The sequence below is a fragment of the Salibacterium sp. K-3 genome (assembly GCF_054052005.1).
In genome coordinates, this window is record NZ_JBSVZE010000001.1 from 1991038 (window position 1) to 2007447 (window position 16410).

Annotated in this window: 20 protein-coding genes; all 20 read right to left on the reverse strand. The window is 47.1% G+C overall.

Translation table 11 applies throughout. The features are described 5' to 3' along the window. Nucleotides 1-3: 3 nt before the first annotated feature. On the reverse strand, nt 4-867 hold the full coding sequence (locus tag ACW9JV_RS09835) for a menaquinone biosynthetic enzyme MqnA/MqnD family protein (protein ID WP_457333764.1): 864 nt from the start codon (nt 865-867) through the stop codon (nt 4-6). Continuing rightward, nucleotides 864-1463, reverse strand: a complete 600-nt coding sequence (locus ACW9JV_RS09840; RefSeq protein WP_457334694.1) for a UbiX family flavin prenyltransferase — start codon at nt 1461-1463, stop codon at nt 864-866. Before ACW9JV_RS09840 ends, ACW9JV_RS09835 begins: the two co-directional genes overlap by 4 nt. Continuing rightward, nucleotides 1463-2323 (reverse strand): UbiA-like polyprenyltransferase, encoded by an 861-nt coding sequence (locus ACW9JV_RS09845; protein ID WP_457333766.1) that lies wholly within the window; start codon nt 2321-2323, stop codon nt 1463-1465. The genes ACW9JV_RS09840 and ACW9JV_RS09845 overlap by 1 nt, the downstream gene beginning before the upstream one ends. Then, nucleotides 2320-3054 carry a demethylmenaquinone methyltransferase gene (locus ACW9JV_RS09850; RefSeq protein WP_457333768.1) on the reverse strand — a complete coding sequence of 245 codons (735 nt, stop codon included), beginning with the start codon at nt 3052-3054 and terminating at the stop codon, nt 2320-2322. Before ACW9JV_RS09850 ends, ACW9JV_RS09845 begins: the two co-directional genes overlap by 4 nt. 15 nt (nt 3055-3069) lie before the next feature. After that, entirely contained in the window at nt 3070-3879 is an 810-nt protein-coding gene (locus ACW9JV_RS09855; RefSeq protein ID WP_457333770.1) for a heptaprenyl diphosphate synthase component 1, read from the reverse strand. 20 nt (nt 3880-3899) lie between these two features. After that, the gene (mtrB, locus tag ACW9JV_RS09860; RefSeq protein WP_457333772.1) at nt 3900-4136 is read right to left on the reverse strand and encodes a trp RNA-binding attenuation protein MtrB; all 237 of its coding nucleotides are present in this window, start codon (nt 4134-4136) and stop codon (nt 3900-3902) included. Nucleotides 4137-4154: 18 nt separating this feature from the next. After that, on the reverse strand, nt 4155-4724 hold the full coding sequence (gene folE, locus ACW9JV_RS09865; protein ID WP_457333774.1) for a GTP cyclohydrolase I FolE: 570 nt from the start codon (nt 4722-4724) through the stop codon (nt 4155-4157). A gap of 159 nt (nt 4725-4883) precedes the next feature. Further along, nucleotides 4884-6365 (reverse strand): stage IV sporulation protein A, encoded by a 1482-nt coding sequence (gene spoIVA / locus ACW9JV_RS09870; protein WP_457333776.1) that lies wholly within the window; start codon nt 6363-6365, stop codon nt 4884-4886. Between the two features lie 188 nt (nt 6366-6553). Continuing rightward, on the reverse strand, nt 6554-7279 hold the full coding sequence (locus tag ACW9JV_RS09875; RefSeq protein ID WP_457333778.1) for a hypothetical protein: 726 nt from the start codon (nt 7277-7279) through the stop codon (nt 6554-6556). 49 nt (nt 7280-7328) lie between these two features. Beyond that, entirely contained in the window at nt 7329-7523 is a 195-nt protein-coding gene (locus ACW9JV_RS09880) for a DUF2768 family protein (protein ID WP_457333780.1), read from the reverse strand. Nucleotides 7524-7765: 242 nt separating this feature from the next. Continuing rightward, entirely contained in the window at nt 7766-8029 is a 264-nt protein-coding gene (locus ACW9JV_RS09885) for a stage VI sporulation protein F (protein WP_457333782.1), read from the reverse strand. Between the two features lie 67 nt (nt 8030-8096). Continuing rightward, entirely contained in the window at nt 8097-9179 is a 1083-nt protein-coding gene (locus ACW9JV_RS09890) for an NAD(P)H-dependent glycerol-3-phosphate dehydrogenase (protein WP_457333784.1), read from the reverse strand. Between the two features lie 12 nt (nt 9180-9191). Continuing rightward, nucleotides 9192-9845 (reverse strand): glycerol-3-phosphate 1-O-acyltransferase PlsY, encoded by a 654-nt coding sequence (gene plsY, locus ACW9JV_RS09895; RefSeq protein WP_457333786.1) that lies wholly within the window; start codon nt 9843-9845, stop codon nt 9192-9194. Nucleotides 9846-9871: 26 nt separating this feature from the next. Beyond that, nucleotides 9872-11185 (reverse strand): ribosome biogenesis GTPase Der, encoded by a 1314-nt coding sequence (der, locus tag ACW9JV_RS09900; protein ID WP_457333788.1) that lies wholly within the window; start codon nt 11183-11185, stop codon nt 9872-9874. 128 nt (nt 11186-11313) lie between these two features. After that, on the reverse strand, nt 11314-11913 hold the full coding sequence (locus tag ACW9JV_RS09905) for a YphA family membrane protein (RefSeq protein ID WP_457333790.1): 600 nt from the start codon (nt 11911-11913) through the stop codon (nt 11314-11316). Between the two features lie 73 nt (nt 11914-11986). Further along, a complete protein-coding gene (gene fni, locus ACW9JV_RS09910; RefSeq protein WP_457333792.1) occupies nt 11987-13036 on the reverse strand; it encodes a type 2 isopentenyl-diphosphate Delta-isomerase in 1050 nt (349 codons plus the stop codon). Between the two features lie 19 nt (nt 13037-13055). Further along, nucleotides 13056-14210 (reverse strand): 30S ribosomal protein S1, encoded by a 1155-nt coding sequence (rpsA, locus tag ACW9JV_RS09915; protein WP_457333794.1) that lies wholly within the window; start codon nt 14208-14210, stop codon nt 13056-13058. 97 nt (nt 14211-14307) lie between these two features. Continuing rightward, complete coding sequence (locus ACW9JV_RS09920; protein WP_457333796.1) at nt 14308-14901, reverse strand: lysophospholipid acyltransferase family protein; 594 nt, start codon at nt 14899-14901, stop codon at nt 14308-14310. Continuing rightward, nucleotides 14898-15575, reverse strand: a complete 678-nt coding sequence (gene cmk / locus ACW9JV_RS09925; RefSeq protein WP_457333799.1) for a (d)CMP kinase — start codon at nt 15573-15575, stop codon at nt 14898-14900. The genes ACW9JV_RS09920 and cmk overlap by 4 nt, the downstream gene beginning before the upstream one ends. Before the next feature lie 106 nt (nt 15576-15681). Then, the gene (locus tag ACW9JV_RS09930; RefSeq protein ID WP_457333801.1) at nt 15682-16374 is read right to left on the reverse strand and encodes a flagellar brake protein; all 693 of its coding nucleotides are present in this window, start codon (nt 16372-16374) and stop codon (nt 15682-15684) included. Nucleotides 16375-16410 lie beyond the last annotated feature (36 nt).

Genomic DNA, 16410 nt, shown 5'->3' on the forward strand with positions numbered 1-16410 from the left:
CCTTCAAAATAAGTATTGCACCTCGTTTCCGGCCGTCCACATATTGATATGATTTACGCGTTTCTTTAAAAAACCGTGTTTATACAGAAGTTCAAAATAATAAAGCAGGCCTGTCTTTTCTTTATCGCGGAAGTCATAATCGAGGCCCCGGAAATAGTTATTCCAGAACGGCACAGTTCCTCCAAACCATTGCTGGACATCCCGTATCATCCGGTCAAAAGAACTGTGAAGAGAAAGGGCTTTGCTGTAATGAAAGGCTTGAAAAAGTTTCTTGATTATCTCCGGATGCCTTAAGGCCGCTTCATTTCTCACTGCAAAAACCGCATAAGTCATAGGCAGTCCGGTATGTTCATACCACAATTCTCCCAGATCATAACAGTGCCAGGTTTCATCCGGATTCCAGGAAGCACGGATGGCATCGTCTCCAATTAACAAAAACGCATCATGGTCTGTTTTCATCTGCACAGGGTCCGGAGGCATCGTTTCATATTCGACCCTCGTCAACCCGTAAAATTCAGCCAGGATGACTTTTAACAGGTGAACGGAGGTGGCACTTGATGACGTAAGAGCAATGCCGGCTCCTTCCAGCTGTGCAATGGGCCGGCTGGAAAACAGCAGAATCGAACCGACTTTTCCACGGGACGATACAGACAGATCAGGCAGCACTTCCAGTCCTTCTGCATTTTCCCCATAAGCAAAAGAAGAAATTCCAGCTGCATCAATGGTCCCTTCTTTGATGCCGTTGTTCAGTTCAGAAGGGATCCGGGGATAAAACCGGCATCCCTCATCTTCAAGCTCCCTTTTATCCAGAAAGTAAAAGTGCGGAATAATATTGGTGTAGGATATCTCTCCGATTCTGATACTCACTTTTTCTGCCCCCATCTTGTAAATAACGCATGATCCACTCTCAGGCTGTCCAGTATCTTTCCCGTTACAAATCGGATCAGGTCCTCTTTTGTTTCCGGCAGATGATAAAAGCCGGGCATTGCCGGCACTATAAGGGCTCCGTTTTTTTCCACCTTCATCAGATTTTCAAGATGAATACCGTGCAGCGGGGTTTCTCTTGGAACGAGAAGGAGCGGACGTCTTTCCTTCAGCTGCACATCGGCTGTGCGCTCTATTAAATTGCCGGACACCCCGTTGGCAATTTTGGACAAGGTGCCCATCGAACAGGGGACGACAATCATTCCGTCTGTATGATAGGAGCCGCTTGCAATCGGGGCTTTGAAATCCTGGAGACCGTGAACGGTCAGCTGCGAACTGCCGGTTTCCGGAAATAACTGTTTTATGCATTCATGCCGGTCCGACGTGTCAAGCAGAAGTTCCTCCCGGAAGACCTGCCAACCCGCTTCACTGACCAAGAAATGAATTCGGTGACCCTGACGCAGCAGCTCCTCCGTTACTCGGACGCCGTACACTGCACCACTGGCACCGGTGATCGCAATCGTAAATGTTTTTTCCATCACAGCAGCACATCTCCAATCGTAAACAACAGCATCACGATGCTGATGACTCCGTTCATAGGAAAAAAGGCGACTCCCACTTTAGACAAATCATCAGGTCTGACAATGGAATGTTCGTATGTCATGATAAGACCGGCAATCAGTACACCGGCGAGATACACCCATGAAAGCGGCGATGAAAAATGCAGCGACAGGAGGGAAAAAAAGCTGATCAGGTGAAAGCAGCGGGCGGCATACAGCGCTTTGCGGATTCCGAACCTGGAAGGTATCGAGTAGATTCCTTCCTGCTGATCATGTTCCTTATCCTGGGTCGCATAGATGACATCAAATCCGGCCGTCCAGAACGCAACAGCGAGGAACAAAAAAAACGCTTCCGGGCGGAGTGTGCCGGTTGCCCCGACCCATCCCCCGAGCGGAGCGATTGCTATCGTAATACCGAGAATAACATGGCAAAACCACGTGAACCGTTTCGTATAAGAGTAAATCGTTAAAAAGAACACCGCAGCCGGCAGTAAATAAACCGAAAGCATATTCAGCTGTAATGCCGATATGAACAAAAGAAGCAATGAAGCCGCGATAAACAGGAAACTCTGCTTCCTGGATATTAAACCGGCCGGAATCGCGCGATCCGCCGTCCGTGGATTGCGCTTGTCAATCCGGGCATCTATCACCCTATTTAAGGTCATGGCTGCACTTCTTGCTCCCACCATTGCAAGTGTGATCCAGATCCATTCAACGAGGGACGGCCATGTTCCTTCCACCATCAAGTTCCCGAGAACAGCGCCAAGAAATGCAAATGGAAGCGCAAATAACGTATGTTCAAATTTAATCATTTCCAGTATAATTTTTAATTTTCTCATGTATGTACTTCCTTTCCAACATTACCGCCGGCTTTCAAGGCGGAATGTGCAGCTGCCGTTCCCATAGAAAAAGGTATCACTTTTACTTCATGAAAACCGGCCTCTGCAAACATAATGGTAAGGAGGTTTTTCGTTGGAAATGCTTCCGTCGACTCCTGAAGCCAGGAATATTCCTCATAATTTCCGGCGACCATTTTCCCAAGATAAGGCATCATATGCCTGAAATAGAGGGAATAGAGACGTTGAAAACCGGGGCTTTCCGGCATCGACGTTTCCAGGCATACCGCCTGTCCTCCTTTTTTCAGAACTCTGTACATTTCGCGGAGCACGGTCGGGTAATCAGCAGCATTGCGCAGACCAAAACCGATAGTGACGTAATCAAAGGATTCATCGGGAAATGGAAGGTTCATAACATTGGCTTCTATCAGATCGACCTGCGTAAGGCCCCGCTGCCTCACTTTTTTTTCACCGGTTTGAAGCATGCTGCTGCTGAAATCAACGCCTGTTACCCTCCCGTTACGGCCGGCAGCTTCAGCTAGGTCAATCGTCCACTCCGCTGTGCCGCAGCAAAGATCCAGTACTTCGGCTCCTTTTTCAACATTCAGTGAAGCCATTGTTTTTTGTCTCCACGATTTATGAAGACGGAAGCTGATAACCGTGTTCATGAGATCATATTTATGATGAATATTTTCGAATACTCTGTGTACACGTTCTTCCTTTTGGTTATTCATGACATCCCTTCCCCGTTATTTAATTTCCGCTTCCTGCCTGTTGTCTGTCCAAGTCTCGAGCACATGGTAAAGAAGCCTGTTCTGAACAGAAGATGTCGTATGTAATTTTTGATGAAGTTCCTTCTGCAGCATTATCATTTTATTTGTCATCCACTGATCAATATTTTCTGTCGGCCACGGGCTGACCTGCTCTGTGTCCCCGCCTTCCAAAAAGGAATAGACAGCTCCTGCGGCAGCTGAAAGATAATATGTTGATCTTGGCTGCCGTTCATGCGCCAGCCGTTTTAATAAAAAGAATGATTCGGCAAGAGTTCCGATTTCCGGCTTTCCGTAAAACGAACTCACATTCTTTAAAAAGCACCCTTCAACTAGAAAAAGACGGGCTAACAGTTCTTCTTCGTTTTTATTTTCACGAAAATGGAGGCTCATTTTTTCCTCATTGATTTTTTGGATGGCATCGCTGAAGACCGGTATTATGGAAGAATGTACATCTTTATCGAGCATGCTATGATACAGGCTGCTGAAAAAATCTCCGGCTAGAACGGTCAGCTGTCTTGGTTTTTTATCCTCAAGCGCTTCTCCTCCACCGCTTCTCACTTTCTCATGGGTGACAAAGGCAGCCTGCACAAGAAGCGCCGACAAAATCTGTTCTCTCGCCGCTTCAGCGGAAAGAGAAGAGTCCGAAAGCAGTTCCATCATAAATAGGATCAGATCATACTCCACGCCGGCTTCCTCGATGTATTCCTTTAAATAGGAATGGCTTGTCAGCTGTCTGAATTCCTGTTCAATCTGCTGAACCTCCGCATTATCATACAGCTCCTTCATGTTAAAAGAGCCCCCGATCTTTAAAGATTTCCATCGTGTCCCTCTTCGGTTCTAAGCTCCCCGTGGCTTGTCTGAATAACAGCTTTGCCCCTTACTTTCACAGCCGACGTATGCTCGGTGAACTGGGCGATCATCACTTCCCCCTGATCGAGTTTTTCCGAATGATGAAACCTGGTATCTGTTCCACGAGTTAATCCAATCACATTTACGCCGTCTTCTTCTGCTTTAATAACAAAAAATTCATCCTGGGATGCCATTTTTTACTCCCCCCTGTCTTACGAACGATTAATCAGTGTTAATACTTCGGCCCTTGATGCTTCATCGCTTTCAAACGAGCCTCTTACCGCCGATGTTACAGTCTCTGTCCCCGGTTTTTGTATTCCCCGCATCGTCATACACATATGTTCTGCCTCCACCACGACAATCACCCCGTGAGGATCCAGTGTTTCCACGATGCTATCGGCGACTGTAGAGGTTATTCTCTCCTGAAGCTGCGGTTTTTTCGCCACAGTTTCGACCGTTCTGGCCAGTTTACTTAATCCTGTAACCTGTCCCTCTTTTGGTATGTATCCGACGTGGGCTTTACCGTAAAAAGGTACGAGATGGTGTTCACACATGGAATAAAACGGGATATCTCTTACCAGTACAAGTTCTTCATGATCTTCTCCGAATACCGTCTGTAGATGCTCGGAAGGATCCTGGGTAAGCCCTTGAAATAATTCCTCGTACATTCTGGCTACTCTTTTTGGTGTATCACGCAGTCCATCCCGATCCGGATTTTCGCCGACAGCTTCCAGAATGGAGTAAACAGCCTGTTCTATTTTATCATGATTAAAGGTGGACATTTTCTTTTCCCCCCGTCTGCAGTTAATATGACCTTTGAGAAATTTTAGCACAAGGGTATATAGAAAGCAACGAATCAACCATTTAATTTACTGTAATATTATTATGTAAACTCCTTTTCTTTGAAAAGGAGCTGACCTTTTCCGGGCAGCTCCTTTTACTCACAGAATAATGGCAATTAATCCTCCGGAACCTTCATTGATTATCCGTTCCAAAGTTTCTTTTAATTTGTACCTGGCGTTTTCGGGCATCAAGGATAACTTGGCCTGAATTCCTTCGCGGACGATGGAATTCAGCGACCGGCCGAAAATGTCTGAATTCCATATGGACAATGGGTTCTCTTCAAAATCCTGCATCAAATAACGGACCAGTTCTTCGCTTTGTTTTTCCGTACCAATAATCGGGGCAAACTCGGATTCAACGTCTACTTTGATCATATGAATGGACGGTGCCACAGCTTTCAGCCTCACACCGAACCGTGATCCCTGCTTAATAATTTCCGGTTCATCCAGACTCATGTCTGTCAACGCCGGTGCTGCAATACCATATCCCGTCTGTTTTACCATTTTCAGCGCATCGCTGACTTGGTCATATTCATGTTTGGCATGCGCAAAATCCTGCATGAGATGAAGCAGGTGATCCTTTCCTCTGATCTCGACTCCGACAACTTCTTTTAAAATCTGGTCATATAAATGCTCCGGCGCATACAAATCAATTTCAGCAACCCCACGTCCCATCTCAATGCCTGCAAGCCCGGCTTCTTCTATAAAGTCAAAGTCACCGGCAAACTGCTGTACAACCCTGTCGACATCCCGCAGTCGTTTAATATCTTTGACGGTGTTGCGCACCGACTGTTCATATTCCTGGCGGAGCCAGTGATCATCACGAAGAACCATCACCCAGCTTGGCAGGTTCACGTTCACTTCATGAACCGGAAATTCGAACAGCACTTCTCTCAGCACGTGATTGATATCATGCTCTGTCATACTTTCAATACTCATCGCCAGCACCGGGATATCGTGTTCCTGGGCCAGTTCCTGCCGCAGCGCTTCGGTTTCCGGATGATGAGGCCGTACGGAATTTATAATCATAATATACGGCTTTCCTACTTCATTCAGTTCTTCCATCACTCGATCTTCGGCTTCCACATAATCGGCACGGGGAATTTCGCCTATTGTACCATCGGAAGTGACGACTACTCCAAGCGTGGAATGTTCCTGAATGACTTTCCGGGTCCCGATTTCAGCTGCTTCCTGAAAAGGAATCGGATCTTCATACCACGGAGTGTTAATCATCCGGGGACCGTTCTCATCCTCGTACCCTTTTGCCCCTTCCACTGTATAGCCGACACAATCCACGAGCCGCACATTGACTTCCAGTCCTTCTTCTACTTCCAGCGACACGGCATTATTCGGTACAAATTTCGGCTCCGTTGTCATAATTGTCCGCCCTGCTGCGCTCTGGGGCAGTTCGTCCGTGGTTCTCGCTTTATCCGCCTCACTTCCCATATTCGGAAGCACAACCAGCTCCATAAATTTTTTAATAAATGTGGATTTACCGGTACGGACGGCGCCGACAACTCCTAAATATATATCTCCTCCGGTCCGTTCTGCGATATCCTTGAAGATATCCACCTTTTCCACTGGATCCCCTCCTGTTCAATATAATTCCGATACCGGTCTTACGTGTATGACAATATATATCTATGTTTTTCATTACAACTTATGCCTTGTTTATACGCTGTTAGTACGACACGTAGAAAATCATTAAAAAAAGCAGCACCTTCACTGCAAAAGTGCTGCTTGTCCGATTTTCCGGAATAATCACCGATTTACTTGTTTTCTTTCAAAACGGGATCTCCGTTTTCATCAATAGTATACGGGACGGAATAAGCAGGTACGACTGGATAGTTTTCTGCTAAAATCCGCCGGACATCATCTCCGGGTTCCAGATCATGGTCATATTCCTGCAGGGCGATATTCAGATCAATCGCATAATCAATCCTTACTTCCCCATTTTCGTTAATGAGCATCGGCAGGGAAGTATCAGGATGATATGGGCTTTCAATTTTCATCTCGCCGCTGTAATCAAGCCGTTCCCTATCGATCTGAAATAATCCGGGACCTGCTGTTTCCTTGATCGGAGCAAAGTCATTCTCATTAATATAGCGATTGACGGCACGCTGCAGCTTTTGAATGTTATCCATTATGCTCAAATCAATGACTTTCACCGTCGGGTCCTCTTCCGGATTAATAATAACATATCGGTAACTTCCGCCGTTCTCAAAGGAATTACCGGGCGGATCCTGCATGTATCTTGGAATCAGCGGTTGAAATGAAATCTGATACTTCTGATATATTGGTGTGTCTTCTTCCGTCGTGCGGATGGGAAGCACCCCGTTATCATTCTGATATTGTTCGACAGCCTGTTGTACGGACAGAAGCTGGGATTCATATGGAACCTGGTTCTCCGCCCGCTGCTCCTGTGGGAACAGGCATCCCGATAACAGCAGCATGACAGCTGCCAATCCTCCAAAGAGCGGAATATACCGCTTCAACAGCATTCACCTCTCTGTCGTAAGGGTTGTCCCGTAACAATGTTTATATCTATTCCGCAAGCGGCCCTCTCACGACGATAATAAAAACAATGAACCCGGCCGTGACAAGAAATATAAAAGATACGGCAAGCACAAGAAACCGCCAGAATCCCGACAGCTTGTGCGATAAAACTGATAAACCAGCCGATGCGAACATTAAAAAAATCCCGAAAAAAGCAAACCACATATTTTGTAACGCCGTCATGACCGCGACCTCCTTTTTCCAGACCACATTATAACACAACGAACCCTGTTCATGGCAGAACGGAGAAGATCACACGGTGACAAAATCATGAAAAACCAGCCGATATCGGGGCGGAATACGGCTGGTTTCGGCTATATTCTTTCCTTTTTCAGTACAGCCTTCTTTCTACTCTGTTTACTGTATTCATAGACAGGTCTGTTGGAATGAGCATATGCCTTTGAAGCGGAAAGAAATTTTTAATTTCATCGGCTGGACTGAAACCATTTGCTCAATGAAGCCAGATCGAGCGGCACATTATTATTCATAATCGCTTTGACCAACTCATCTTCCTGCCGGGGGGATACCGATTTCCCTGCCAGGGCACCAACATCCTTGATTACTTTGCGGACTGTTTTTTCATCCTGAAAATCCGCCCCCTGCAGCGACTGAACCAGCTTCATGACATCTTCCTGTTTTACATTTGTGTTTTTTTCAATGTTGTCAAACAGTGAATCGCTATGCTTCATACAGCAGCCTCCCTTCCTCACGGTTCACCTCATCCTATGCGTGATGGAAAAAAGGCGTGCTGTTTCCTTATTCTCTTGTGCCGGATTCCCGGTCCGCTGTGTTCCACTTATTTTGAAATGCCGGCTCGAGCAGCAGGGACATATTTTCCTCTTCATGCTTGCGTTCCCTGGCCATCAACTGCCGGACGGCTTCTTCCGGTTTGGTATCTTCAAATAGCACGTCATACAAAGCTTCCGTAATCGGCATTTCCACTTTCTGCTCCCGTGCCAGACCGTAAACAGCTTTTGTCGTTCGGACTCCTTCGACCACCATCCCCATTTCATCCAACACGTCCTCGAGACGGGCACCGCGGCCTATTTTATCTCCGGCACGCCGGTTTCTGCTGTGATGGCTGAAGCAGGTAACAATTAAATCTCCGAGACCGGACAAGCCATTAAACGTCAAAGGGTTCGCCCCCATCGTCACTCCCAATCGTGAAATTTCGGCCAGCCCACGGGTCATAAACGCTGCTTTGGCATTGTCCCCGTAGCCCAGTCCGTCCGTCATACCAATACCAAGAGCTATAATATTTTTCAATGCACCACCGATTTCCACACCTATCATGTCCTGATTTGTGTACACACGGAAATAATGGTTCATGAACAGTTCCTGCACAGCTTCAGCTGCTTCGGATTGATGGGAAGAAACTGTCACCGTTGTCGGCTGTTTTTCACATACTTCTTCGGCATGGCTCGGGCCGGACAGGACAACCGTATCTTTCCCTGCCTTTCCGGTTCGTTCTTCTTCCATGACTTCCGAAATGCGTTTGGACGTGTCCGGTTCAATCCCTTTAGAGGCATGAATCAAAACAGTCTGCTCCGAAATAAAAGGCTGGAGGTCCTTCATCATATCCCGGACGGCTTTTGCCGGGACCACCAGCAGGATAAAGTCAGTACCTGCCGTACAGGTTTCTAGATCAGTGAAAGCACGTATATCCCGGGGCAGTTTAAAATCCGGAAGATATTTTCTGTTGGTGTGATTCTGGTTGATTTCCTCTGCATGGTCTTCTCTTCTTGTCCACAACCGGACATCGTGGCGGTTTTCCGCCAATACAGACGCCAGCGCCGTCCCCCAGCTGCCGGCACCAATAACTGCCACTCTCTCTGCCATACTGACCCACCTTTAAGAAGATATCTTACTTCCGATTTTATGTTCGCTGCCTTGAATCAGCCGTTTGATATTTGTCCGATGCTTCCATATGGAAATAACACCGATAGCAGCTGTCAAATAGAAATACGGGGCGGGATGATCATAATAAGAATTTGTAAGGGCGATCAGTATCGGTGTAGCAGCAGCAAAAATCAGCGAACCAAGCGATACATAACGCGTGATTACAATAGACAATATCGCAGCAATGCCGACATACACTGCTGGAAAAAACACAAGACTGGCTACCACACCGATGGTTGCAGCAACACCCTTTCCGCCTTTAAAACCGTAATACACAGGCCAATTATGCCCGGCAATAGCAGCAGCTCCCGCCAGGGCGGAAGCTATCCCTTCCACTTCGCCGAAAGCAGTAAATACAGGCAGAAAATCCGTGATTTCCAAAAGGCGGGCAATCCATACTGCCGCCACCCCTTTCAGCACATCCAGAGAAAGGACCAGGACTGCAGGTCCTTTTCCGAGCACTCTTAAAATGTTCGTAGCTCCCGCATTACCGCTGCCGTGCTGCCTGATATCGATTTTCTTCATATTCCAGGCAATAACATAGCTGAAACTGATGGATCCTATAAGATAAGCGATAATGATCGAAAAAATGAGTTCCACTTGCATTCTCCTTTGAATGGAAAAAATTATAACTAATCGCTTTTTTTGCGGGCAATAAGCTTAATCGGGGTAGCTTCAAAATGAAAAGCTTCCCGCAGCCTGTTCTCGAGATACCGGTGATAAGAAAAATGGAGAAGTTCCGGATCGTTGACAAACAGAACAATGGTCGGCGGACCGACCGCAACCTGTGTCGCATAATTGATGCGCAGACGTCTGTTCCCTTCCGTAGGGGTTGGATTCATAATAACAGCGTCCAGTATGACATCATTTAAAACGTTTGTCGGAACCCGCAGTTTATGATTATCAGCTGCCTGTTTCACCAGTGGAAGTAAATGCTGCATGCGGCGGCCTGTTGCAGCAGAAAGAAAAACAACAGGGGCATACTGCAGAAATTGAAATTCATCACGGATATCTTCAGTAAAACGTGCCATTGTCTTATCATCTTTTTCGACCGCATCCCATTTATTGACCGTCATAACAATGGCCCTGCCTGCATCTTCAGCATAGCCCGCTATTTTTTTATCCTGATCCAGAATTCCTTCTTCCCCGTCAATGACCATCAACACAACATCCGACCGTTCTATCGCCCGGAGCGCTCTCATAACGCTGTATTTTTCGGTATTTTCATACACTTTGCCGCGTTTTCGCATACCTGCCGTATCAATCAGAGCATATTCCTGACCGTCTCTTTCAAATACCGTATCGACAGCATCTCTTGTAGTGCCGGGAATATCGCTGACGATCACCCGTTCCTCGCCAAGTACAGCATTGACAAGGGAGGATTTACCGACATTAGGGCGCCCTATGACGGCCATTCTAATCGTGTCTTCTTCATAATCTTCATCCGCATTATCGGGAAAATGACGAACTACAGCATCAAGCAGATCACCCATCCCGAGACCATGAGAGCCTGAAACGGGATATACTTCTCCAAATCCAAGACTGTAAAATTCGTAAATATTCATTTCCATTTCTGGATTATCGATCTTATTTACGCCGATGACAACCGGTTTATCATTCCGTAGAAGGAGAGAGGCGACCTCCTGGTCCGATCCGGTCACCCCATCCCGTCCATTCGTTAAAAATACGATAACATCCGCTTCATCAAGTGCGATCTCCGCTTGATGACGCATCTGCTGGAATAACGGCTCACCGCCGATTTCAATTCCGCCGGTATCAATAACATTGAATTCCTGGTTCAGCCATTCCGCTTTGCTGTATACCCTGTCCCGGGTAACCCCGGGAACATCTTCGACAATTGCCAGCCGTTCCCCGATCATCCGGTTGAAAATCGTGGACTTCCCAACATTCGGACGTCCGACGATGGCAACTACAGGTTTGGACATTGTGCTCGTTCCTTTCTTCTCATTAACATAATACGTTGCTTATAAGCCGCTTACTGTGTTCATCATTGACACTGCCCGATATTTCCATAGACAGCATAAACAGCTTATTAATTGTAGCAGATGCAGGCTTAACGGGGCAAATTGGAAAACGAACTGGATCTGCTCTGGAATAGAAAAACAGCTCCCTTTGCCGCCGTATCATACAAATGGGAGAGAAACAGCAGGCAGACAACAATGTTTAATAAAAAAGGGTCTCCCAGAACGAGAGAGTCCGTCCATGGGTAAAGGTGGATACCTGCTAGAAAATCACCGGAAATGCAGATTGCAGCAGCCATCGAGACACGTTCCCGGAAAGACCTTCCGAATAGAAGCAGGAGCGCGGAAAACACGCATATATACGTGAAAGCATGTCCAAACAGAAAAATAACCGGCTCATACCATTCCGCCAGTCTCATGGCAGCAAATAAAAAAGAAAAACCTCCGGAGAGACAGAGAAGTTTTCGTCTTCTTCCGGGTTCCATTCCGGTAAGTAAAAACATTCCACTGAAAAATAGCAGCAAAGCGACCGGACGTACAATAACGGATTGGATCTGCAGTTCAAACGGGAATAGAATGATCAGACAGAGCACAACAATCGACGACAACAGGCGGTATTTATTTTTAGAACCAAAAAACGTCTGGATTATCCAGAAGTACCATAGGATGATGAAATATACGACAGCATTCATTTTTTTCCTTTTTTACCTGCAGTATAGCCCATTATGCAGGCATATAAACCAGAGGACACTAATTATGCCGGAATCAGCGCCGGCTGTATGTTTTGGGATCGATCCCCCGTGCTGTGAGCCAATCTCTTGTGCTTCCTTCGATAATGAGCGGAACGTTTTGCAGTTCGGAAATAGTCGAGGCTCCAACTGCCGTCATCACCATCTTCAGTTCATCCATGCACTGCTCAAGGAAGAAGGCTGCCTGTTTCCAACCACCGTTTTGGACAGCTGCCAGAACCTTCCCTGCAAGAGCAGCAGCATCTGCACCAAGCGCAATAGCCCTGGCCGCATCCACACCACTGCGAAGACCTCCCGAAGCAATAAGAGAGGCAGACTCACGAGCTGATACAGCCTCTACAATAGAAGCCGCAGTAGGAATGCCCCATTGATTAAAAAAGTCGAGATGGTGCTTCCGCCGTTCATTTTCGATCCGCGAAAAATTTGTTCCACCGTGACCGCCTACATCTATGATCATCACGCCGGCTTGTTCCAGTTCTTTTGTGCTATCTGCGCTTAGGCCGGAGCCGGTCTCTTTCACAATAACTGGTACTTCCACCGCATCTGCCGCTGCCCGGATACGATCTGTCATGCCGCGGAAATCCCGGTCTCCTTCCGGCATAACAAGTTCCTGAATAACATTTAAATGAATTTGAAGCGCGTCAGCCTGAAGCATCTCCACGGCTGTCACCGCCTGTTCCGGTGTGAGCTCACTTCCCAGATTTGCAAAAACCGTGCCGCTGGTATGATTGGTACGGATCGTTTCATAGGTATAACGTTCCCGTTCATCTTTTACAGCCGCCATCTGGGACCCTGCAGCAATCGCTGCATCTGCTGTTTCTGCGGCACGGGCCAGAGACCGGTTGATACGTTCTGTCTCCTGTCCGCCGCCTCCGGTCATCGCATTAATAATAAACGGCGAACTTAAAGAAAGTTCGCCGATCATGACAGATACATCAATATCAGAAACAGAAGTTTCAGGCAGGCTGTTATGAACGAAACGGATATCATCCAGGCTGTTCCAGGACGGCTGACCCGTAGACAAAGCGTATTGAATGTGATCCTTTTTTCGTTCTGATCGTGACACGCTACCAGACTCCCATTCTTTATTCTTTATACTTTTTCAGTTTGTCGCCAATCATATCACCAAGGGAAAATCCGGAATGATCTTCTTCTGGTGCTTCATATTCCTGTTGTACTTTGTCATCCGGGGTTTCTTCGCTCTCCAGTTCCCGGATACTCAGGGAAATCCGCTGTTCTGCCGGATTTATATCCAGGATCTTTACGTTAACGGCCTGTCCTTCTTCCAACACTTCACCCGGCGTTCCGATATGACGGTTGGCGATCTGGGAAATGTGTACCAGACCTTCCACTCCCGGAGCTACTTCCACAAAGGCTCCGAATGACACGAGCCGTTTCACCTGTCCTTCTACGATATCCCCGGCTTCCATCTGTCCTTCAATCGTTGTCCAGGGTCCTGGGAGTGTCTCTTTAATGGAGAGCGATACGCGTTCACTTTCCGAATCCACAGCCAGAATCTTCACCTCAATCTCATCACCTTCATTGACAATCTCACCTGGAGACTCCACCCGGTGATGAGCCATCTGTGAAATATGAACAAGACCGTCTACACCGCCGATATCCACAAATGCTCCGAAATCAGTCAGACGCTGTACCGTTCCTTTCACAACATCACCGACCTGAAGGTTATCCAGCAGTTCTTTTTTCTGCTGATCCGCCTCTTCATCCAGAACGGCACGCTGGGATAAGATCAGCTTATTGTCGTCGGGATCAATTTCGGCGATTTTCAGACGAAGCGTGCGCCCTTTGTAATCGCTGAAGTCTTCCACAAAGTGACGTTCAACAAGGGATGCCGGGATAAAGCCGCGGACACCCAGATCAACGACAAGTCCTCCTTTAACCACTTCTGCCACTTCAGCTTCAAGAAGTTCACCGTTATTATATTTTTCCTGGAGCTCACCCCATGCTTTGTCCGCAAGCGCTGCCCGGCGTGATAGAACCAGCTCATCGTCTTCCACTTTGGTAACTTTACACTCCAGTTCATCATCTTCCTGCAGAATGTCGTCTACCTTTTCTACATGAAGACTGGACAATTCACTTATGGGGATAACAGCATCCACTTTATAGCCTGCATCCGCATAAGCCTGTTTTTCTTCCACTTTTGTGATCTTCGCATTGACAAGATCACCAACGTGCAGTTCATTCATACCAGCCATTTCATTATTCATTTCGTCAACCATTGACTACTGCCTCCTTCAATGTCCTCAAGGAACTTCAAACTAAATATTTTTAAATTCTTTCAAGGAAAGAATTTGTTCCCATGTTACTACAGGATGATCACCTGTTTTCCTTCATATGTTCTGCTTTCAGATCACGGATTCCTTCCATGATCGTCTCTGTGGCCTCCGCAGCATCCACTTTTTTCTCACGCAGAGCTTCAGCATCCAGCGGCTTTCCGTATATTACCGTTACACTTCCGAACGGCTTATACGTTCCGATGACGGCTACAGGTACAACAGCGGCTTTTGAGCGCAGGGCAAAAAATCCCGAACCTGCGTGACCGCTGCCTATCTCCCCTGTCGTACTCCTTGTACCCTCAGGAAAAAGACACAAAACATGCCCTTCATCCAGAAGTTCCAGTCCTTTCTTAAGTGCTCTGCGGTCTCCGCTTCCACGTTTCACCGGAAAAGCTCCAAGTCTTTTCATCAGCCCGCCGATTCCTTTCTTCGCAAAAAGTTCCTCTTTTGCCATGAAATAAATGGCACGCCGCATGAATGAACCGACCATGGGAGGATCAAGATTACTGATATGATTCGAACAGAGCAGTACCGGCCCGTTTTCAGGAATGTTCTCCCGGCCGATGACGCGGACTTTCATGGACAGAGTAAAGCCGATACGGCATAATGTTTTTCCGATGCGGTACAGTATCATGTCTGATGAATCCTTTCCTCGGCCAGCGCACATATTTCAGCAGCCGCCTCGTCGGCGGAAAGATGTGTCGTGTCCACTTCAACAGCGTCATCTGCTTTAACAAGCGGAGATATATCTCTTCCGGCGTCTTTTTCATCCCGGATTTGAATGTCTTTCATCATCATCTGCAGATCGGACGGCATTCCTTTATCTGCGTTTTCAAGATGGCGGCGTCTTGCCCGTTCTTCTACGGAAGCCGACAGATACACTTTTAACTCTGCCCCGGGAAGTACTGTTGTTCCAATGTCCCTTCCGTCGAGAACAGCTCCCCCTCCTTCCGCCAGTTCCTGCTGTTTTTTCACCATTTCTCTACGCACTTTTTCGTGTGCGGAGACATCAGAAACAGCTGCAGTTACCTCGGTGGAGCGAATGGCGGAAGTTACTTCCGTCCCGTTAACAAACACTCTGTTGCCGTCTGTGGACGGCGTGAGTTCAATGTCTGTTTTCATTAATAAAGAAGAAATCTGCGTTTCATCCTGAATATCAGCATGATGATAAAGAGCATTCCACGTCAGCGCACGGTACATGGCGCCGGTGTCGATATACACATATTGTAATTGAGAGGCTGCGGTTCTGGCCACTGTACTTTTTCCGGCCCCGGCAGGACCGTCAATCGCGATGTTGATTTTGTTCATAGAGCACCTCATTGTTACAATATGTATTTCTTTGATGTAAAAAGAGTAATATCCCCTTTTCCTGATATCATTCTCAGATTATCATATCACAAACCATGGAACAAATCTAATGATTCCGGCTTTTCCTATACTTTCTTACCTCCAGCTGCTGATCAAAGCAGAATTTGATGATAAGCTGCCTGTCCGCTTCATCCATTTCTTCAAACCTAAGGGAACATCTTTCTTTGGCGGCGCCGTTTCCTTCAATAATCCGCACAACAGTGCAGTTCATCTGCAGATAATGAATGATGCCATCCATCATATGCAGCACAACCCAGGTCTTGATGGAATCCTGTGGAAACAAACCGTGTCCGTCGGGAAGCAGCACGGACATCCCGCCCCCACTGATATCAATTGTGGACGTAATGAACGGAGCAGCTCCGTGTTTATGCGGGTACACGGCAGTATCCACGGCCGTATTAATCCGTACATAATTTCTGCGCTGAATTCTGACATACTGGTCTTTACCAGGATCGGTCAACTGAAGCGACCTTACTTTTTCTCTGCCTTTGCCCTTCACTTCCGTTTCAAACGTGTACAGCGCTTCATCCCTGCCGACAAACCAGGCGTGCAGCTCCACTCCCTCCATAAAAAAGCCGGTTCGTCCGGTTTCTTCATTGATCGGTGGATCTACAATGAAAACGCCGTCCTCATGGTCCATCAATTTGCATCGGTACGTCTTTATATCCAGTTTCTTCCGGTTGGAAGAGGTCCGTACCTCTTCGAGTTCCAGGTGTATGGTATCGCCGATGTTTATCATTTGTTTTCCCCCCGTGACGGTACTTCCTGAAACGGG

Coding starts and splice junctions, on each gene's coding strand:
- ACW9JV_RS09840 (WP_457334694.1), bottom strand. CDS start 1,463: ATGGAAAAAACATTTACGATTGCGATCACCGGTGCCAGTGGTGCAGTG.
- ACW9JV_RS09845 (WP_457333766.1), bottom strand. CDS start 2,323: ATGAGAAAATTAAAAATTATACTGGAAATGATTAAATTTGAACATACG.
- ACW9JV_RS09850 (WP_457333768.1), bottom strand. CDS start 3,054: ATGAATAACCAAAAGGAAGAACGTGTACACAGAGTATTCGAAAATATT.
- ACW9JV_RS09855 (WP_457333770.1), bottom strand. CDS start 3,879: ATGAAGGAGCTGTATGATAATGCGGAGGTTCAGCAGATTGAACAGGAA.
- mtrB (WP_457333772.1), bottom strand. CDS start 4,136: ATGGCATCCCAGGATGAATTTTTTGTTATTAAAGCAGAAGAAGACGGC.
- folE (WP_457333774.1), bottom strand. CDS start 4,724: ATGTCCACCTTTAATCATGATAAAATAGAACAGGCTGTTTACTCCATT.
- ACW9JV_RS09880 (WP_457333780.1), bottom strand. CDS start 7,523: ATGACGGCGTTACAAAATATGTGGTTTGCTTTTTTCGGGATTTTTTTA.
- ACW9JV_RS09885 (WP_457333782.1), bottom strand. CDS start 8,029: ATGAAGCATAGCGATTCACTGTTTGACAACATTGAAAAAAACACAAAT.
- ACW9JV_RS09890 (WP_457333784.1), bottom strand. CDS start 9,179: ATGGCAGAGAGAGTGGCAGTTATTGGTGCCGGCAGCTGGGGGACGGCG.
- plsY (WP_457333786.1), bottom strand. CDS start 9,845: ATGCAAGTGGAACTCATTTTTTCGATCATTATCGCTTATCTTATAGGA.
- der (WP_457333788.1), bottom strand. CDS start 11,185: ATGTCCAAACCTGTAGTTGCCATCGTCGGACGTCCGAATGTTGGGAAG.
- ACW9JV_RS09905 (WP_457333790.1), bottom strand. CDS start 11,913: ATGAATGCTGTCGTATATTTCATCATCCTATGGTACTTCTGGATAATC.
- rpsA (WP_457333794.1), bottom strand. CDS start 14,210: ATGGTTGACGAAATGAATAATGAAATGGCTGGTATGAATGAACTGCAC.
- ACW9JV_RS09920 (WP_457333796.1), bottom strand. CDS start 14,901: ATGATACTGTACCGCATCGGAAAAACATTATGCCGTATCGGCTTTACT.
- cmk (WP_457333799.1), bottom strand. CDS start 15,575: ATGAACAAAATCAACATCGCGATTGACGGTCCTGCCGGGGCCGGAAAA.
- ACW9JV_RS09930 (WP_457333801.1), bottom strand. CDS start 16,374: ATGATAAACATCGGCGATACCATACACCTGGAACTCGAAGAGGTACGG.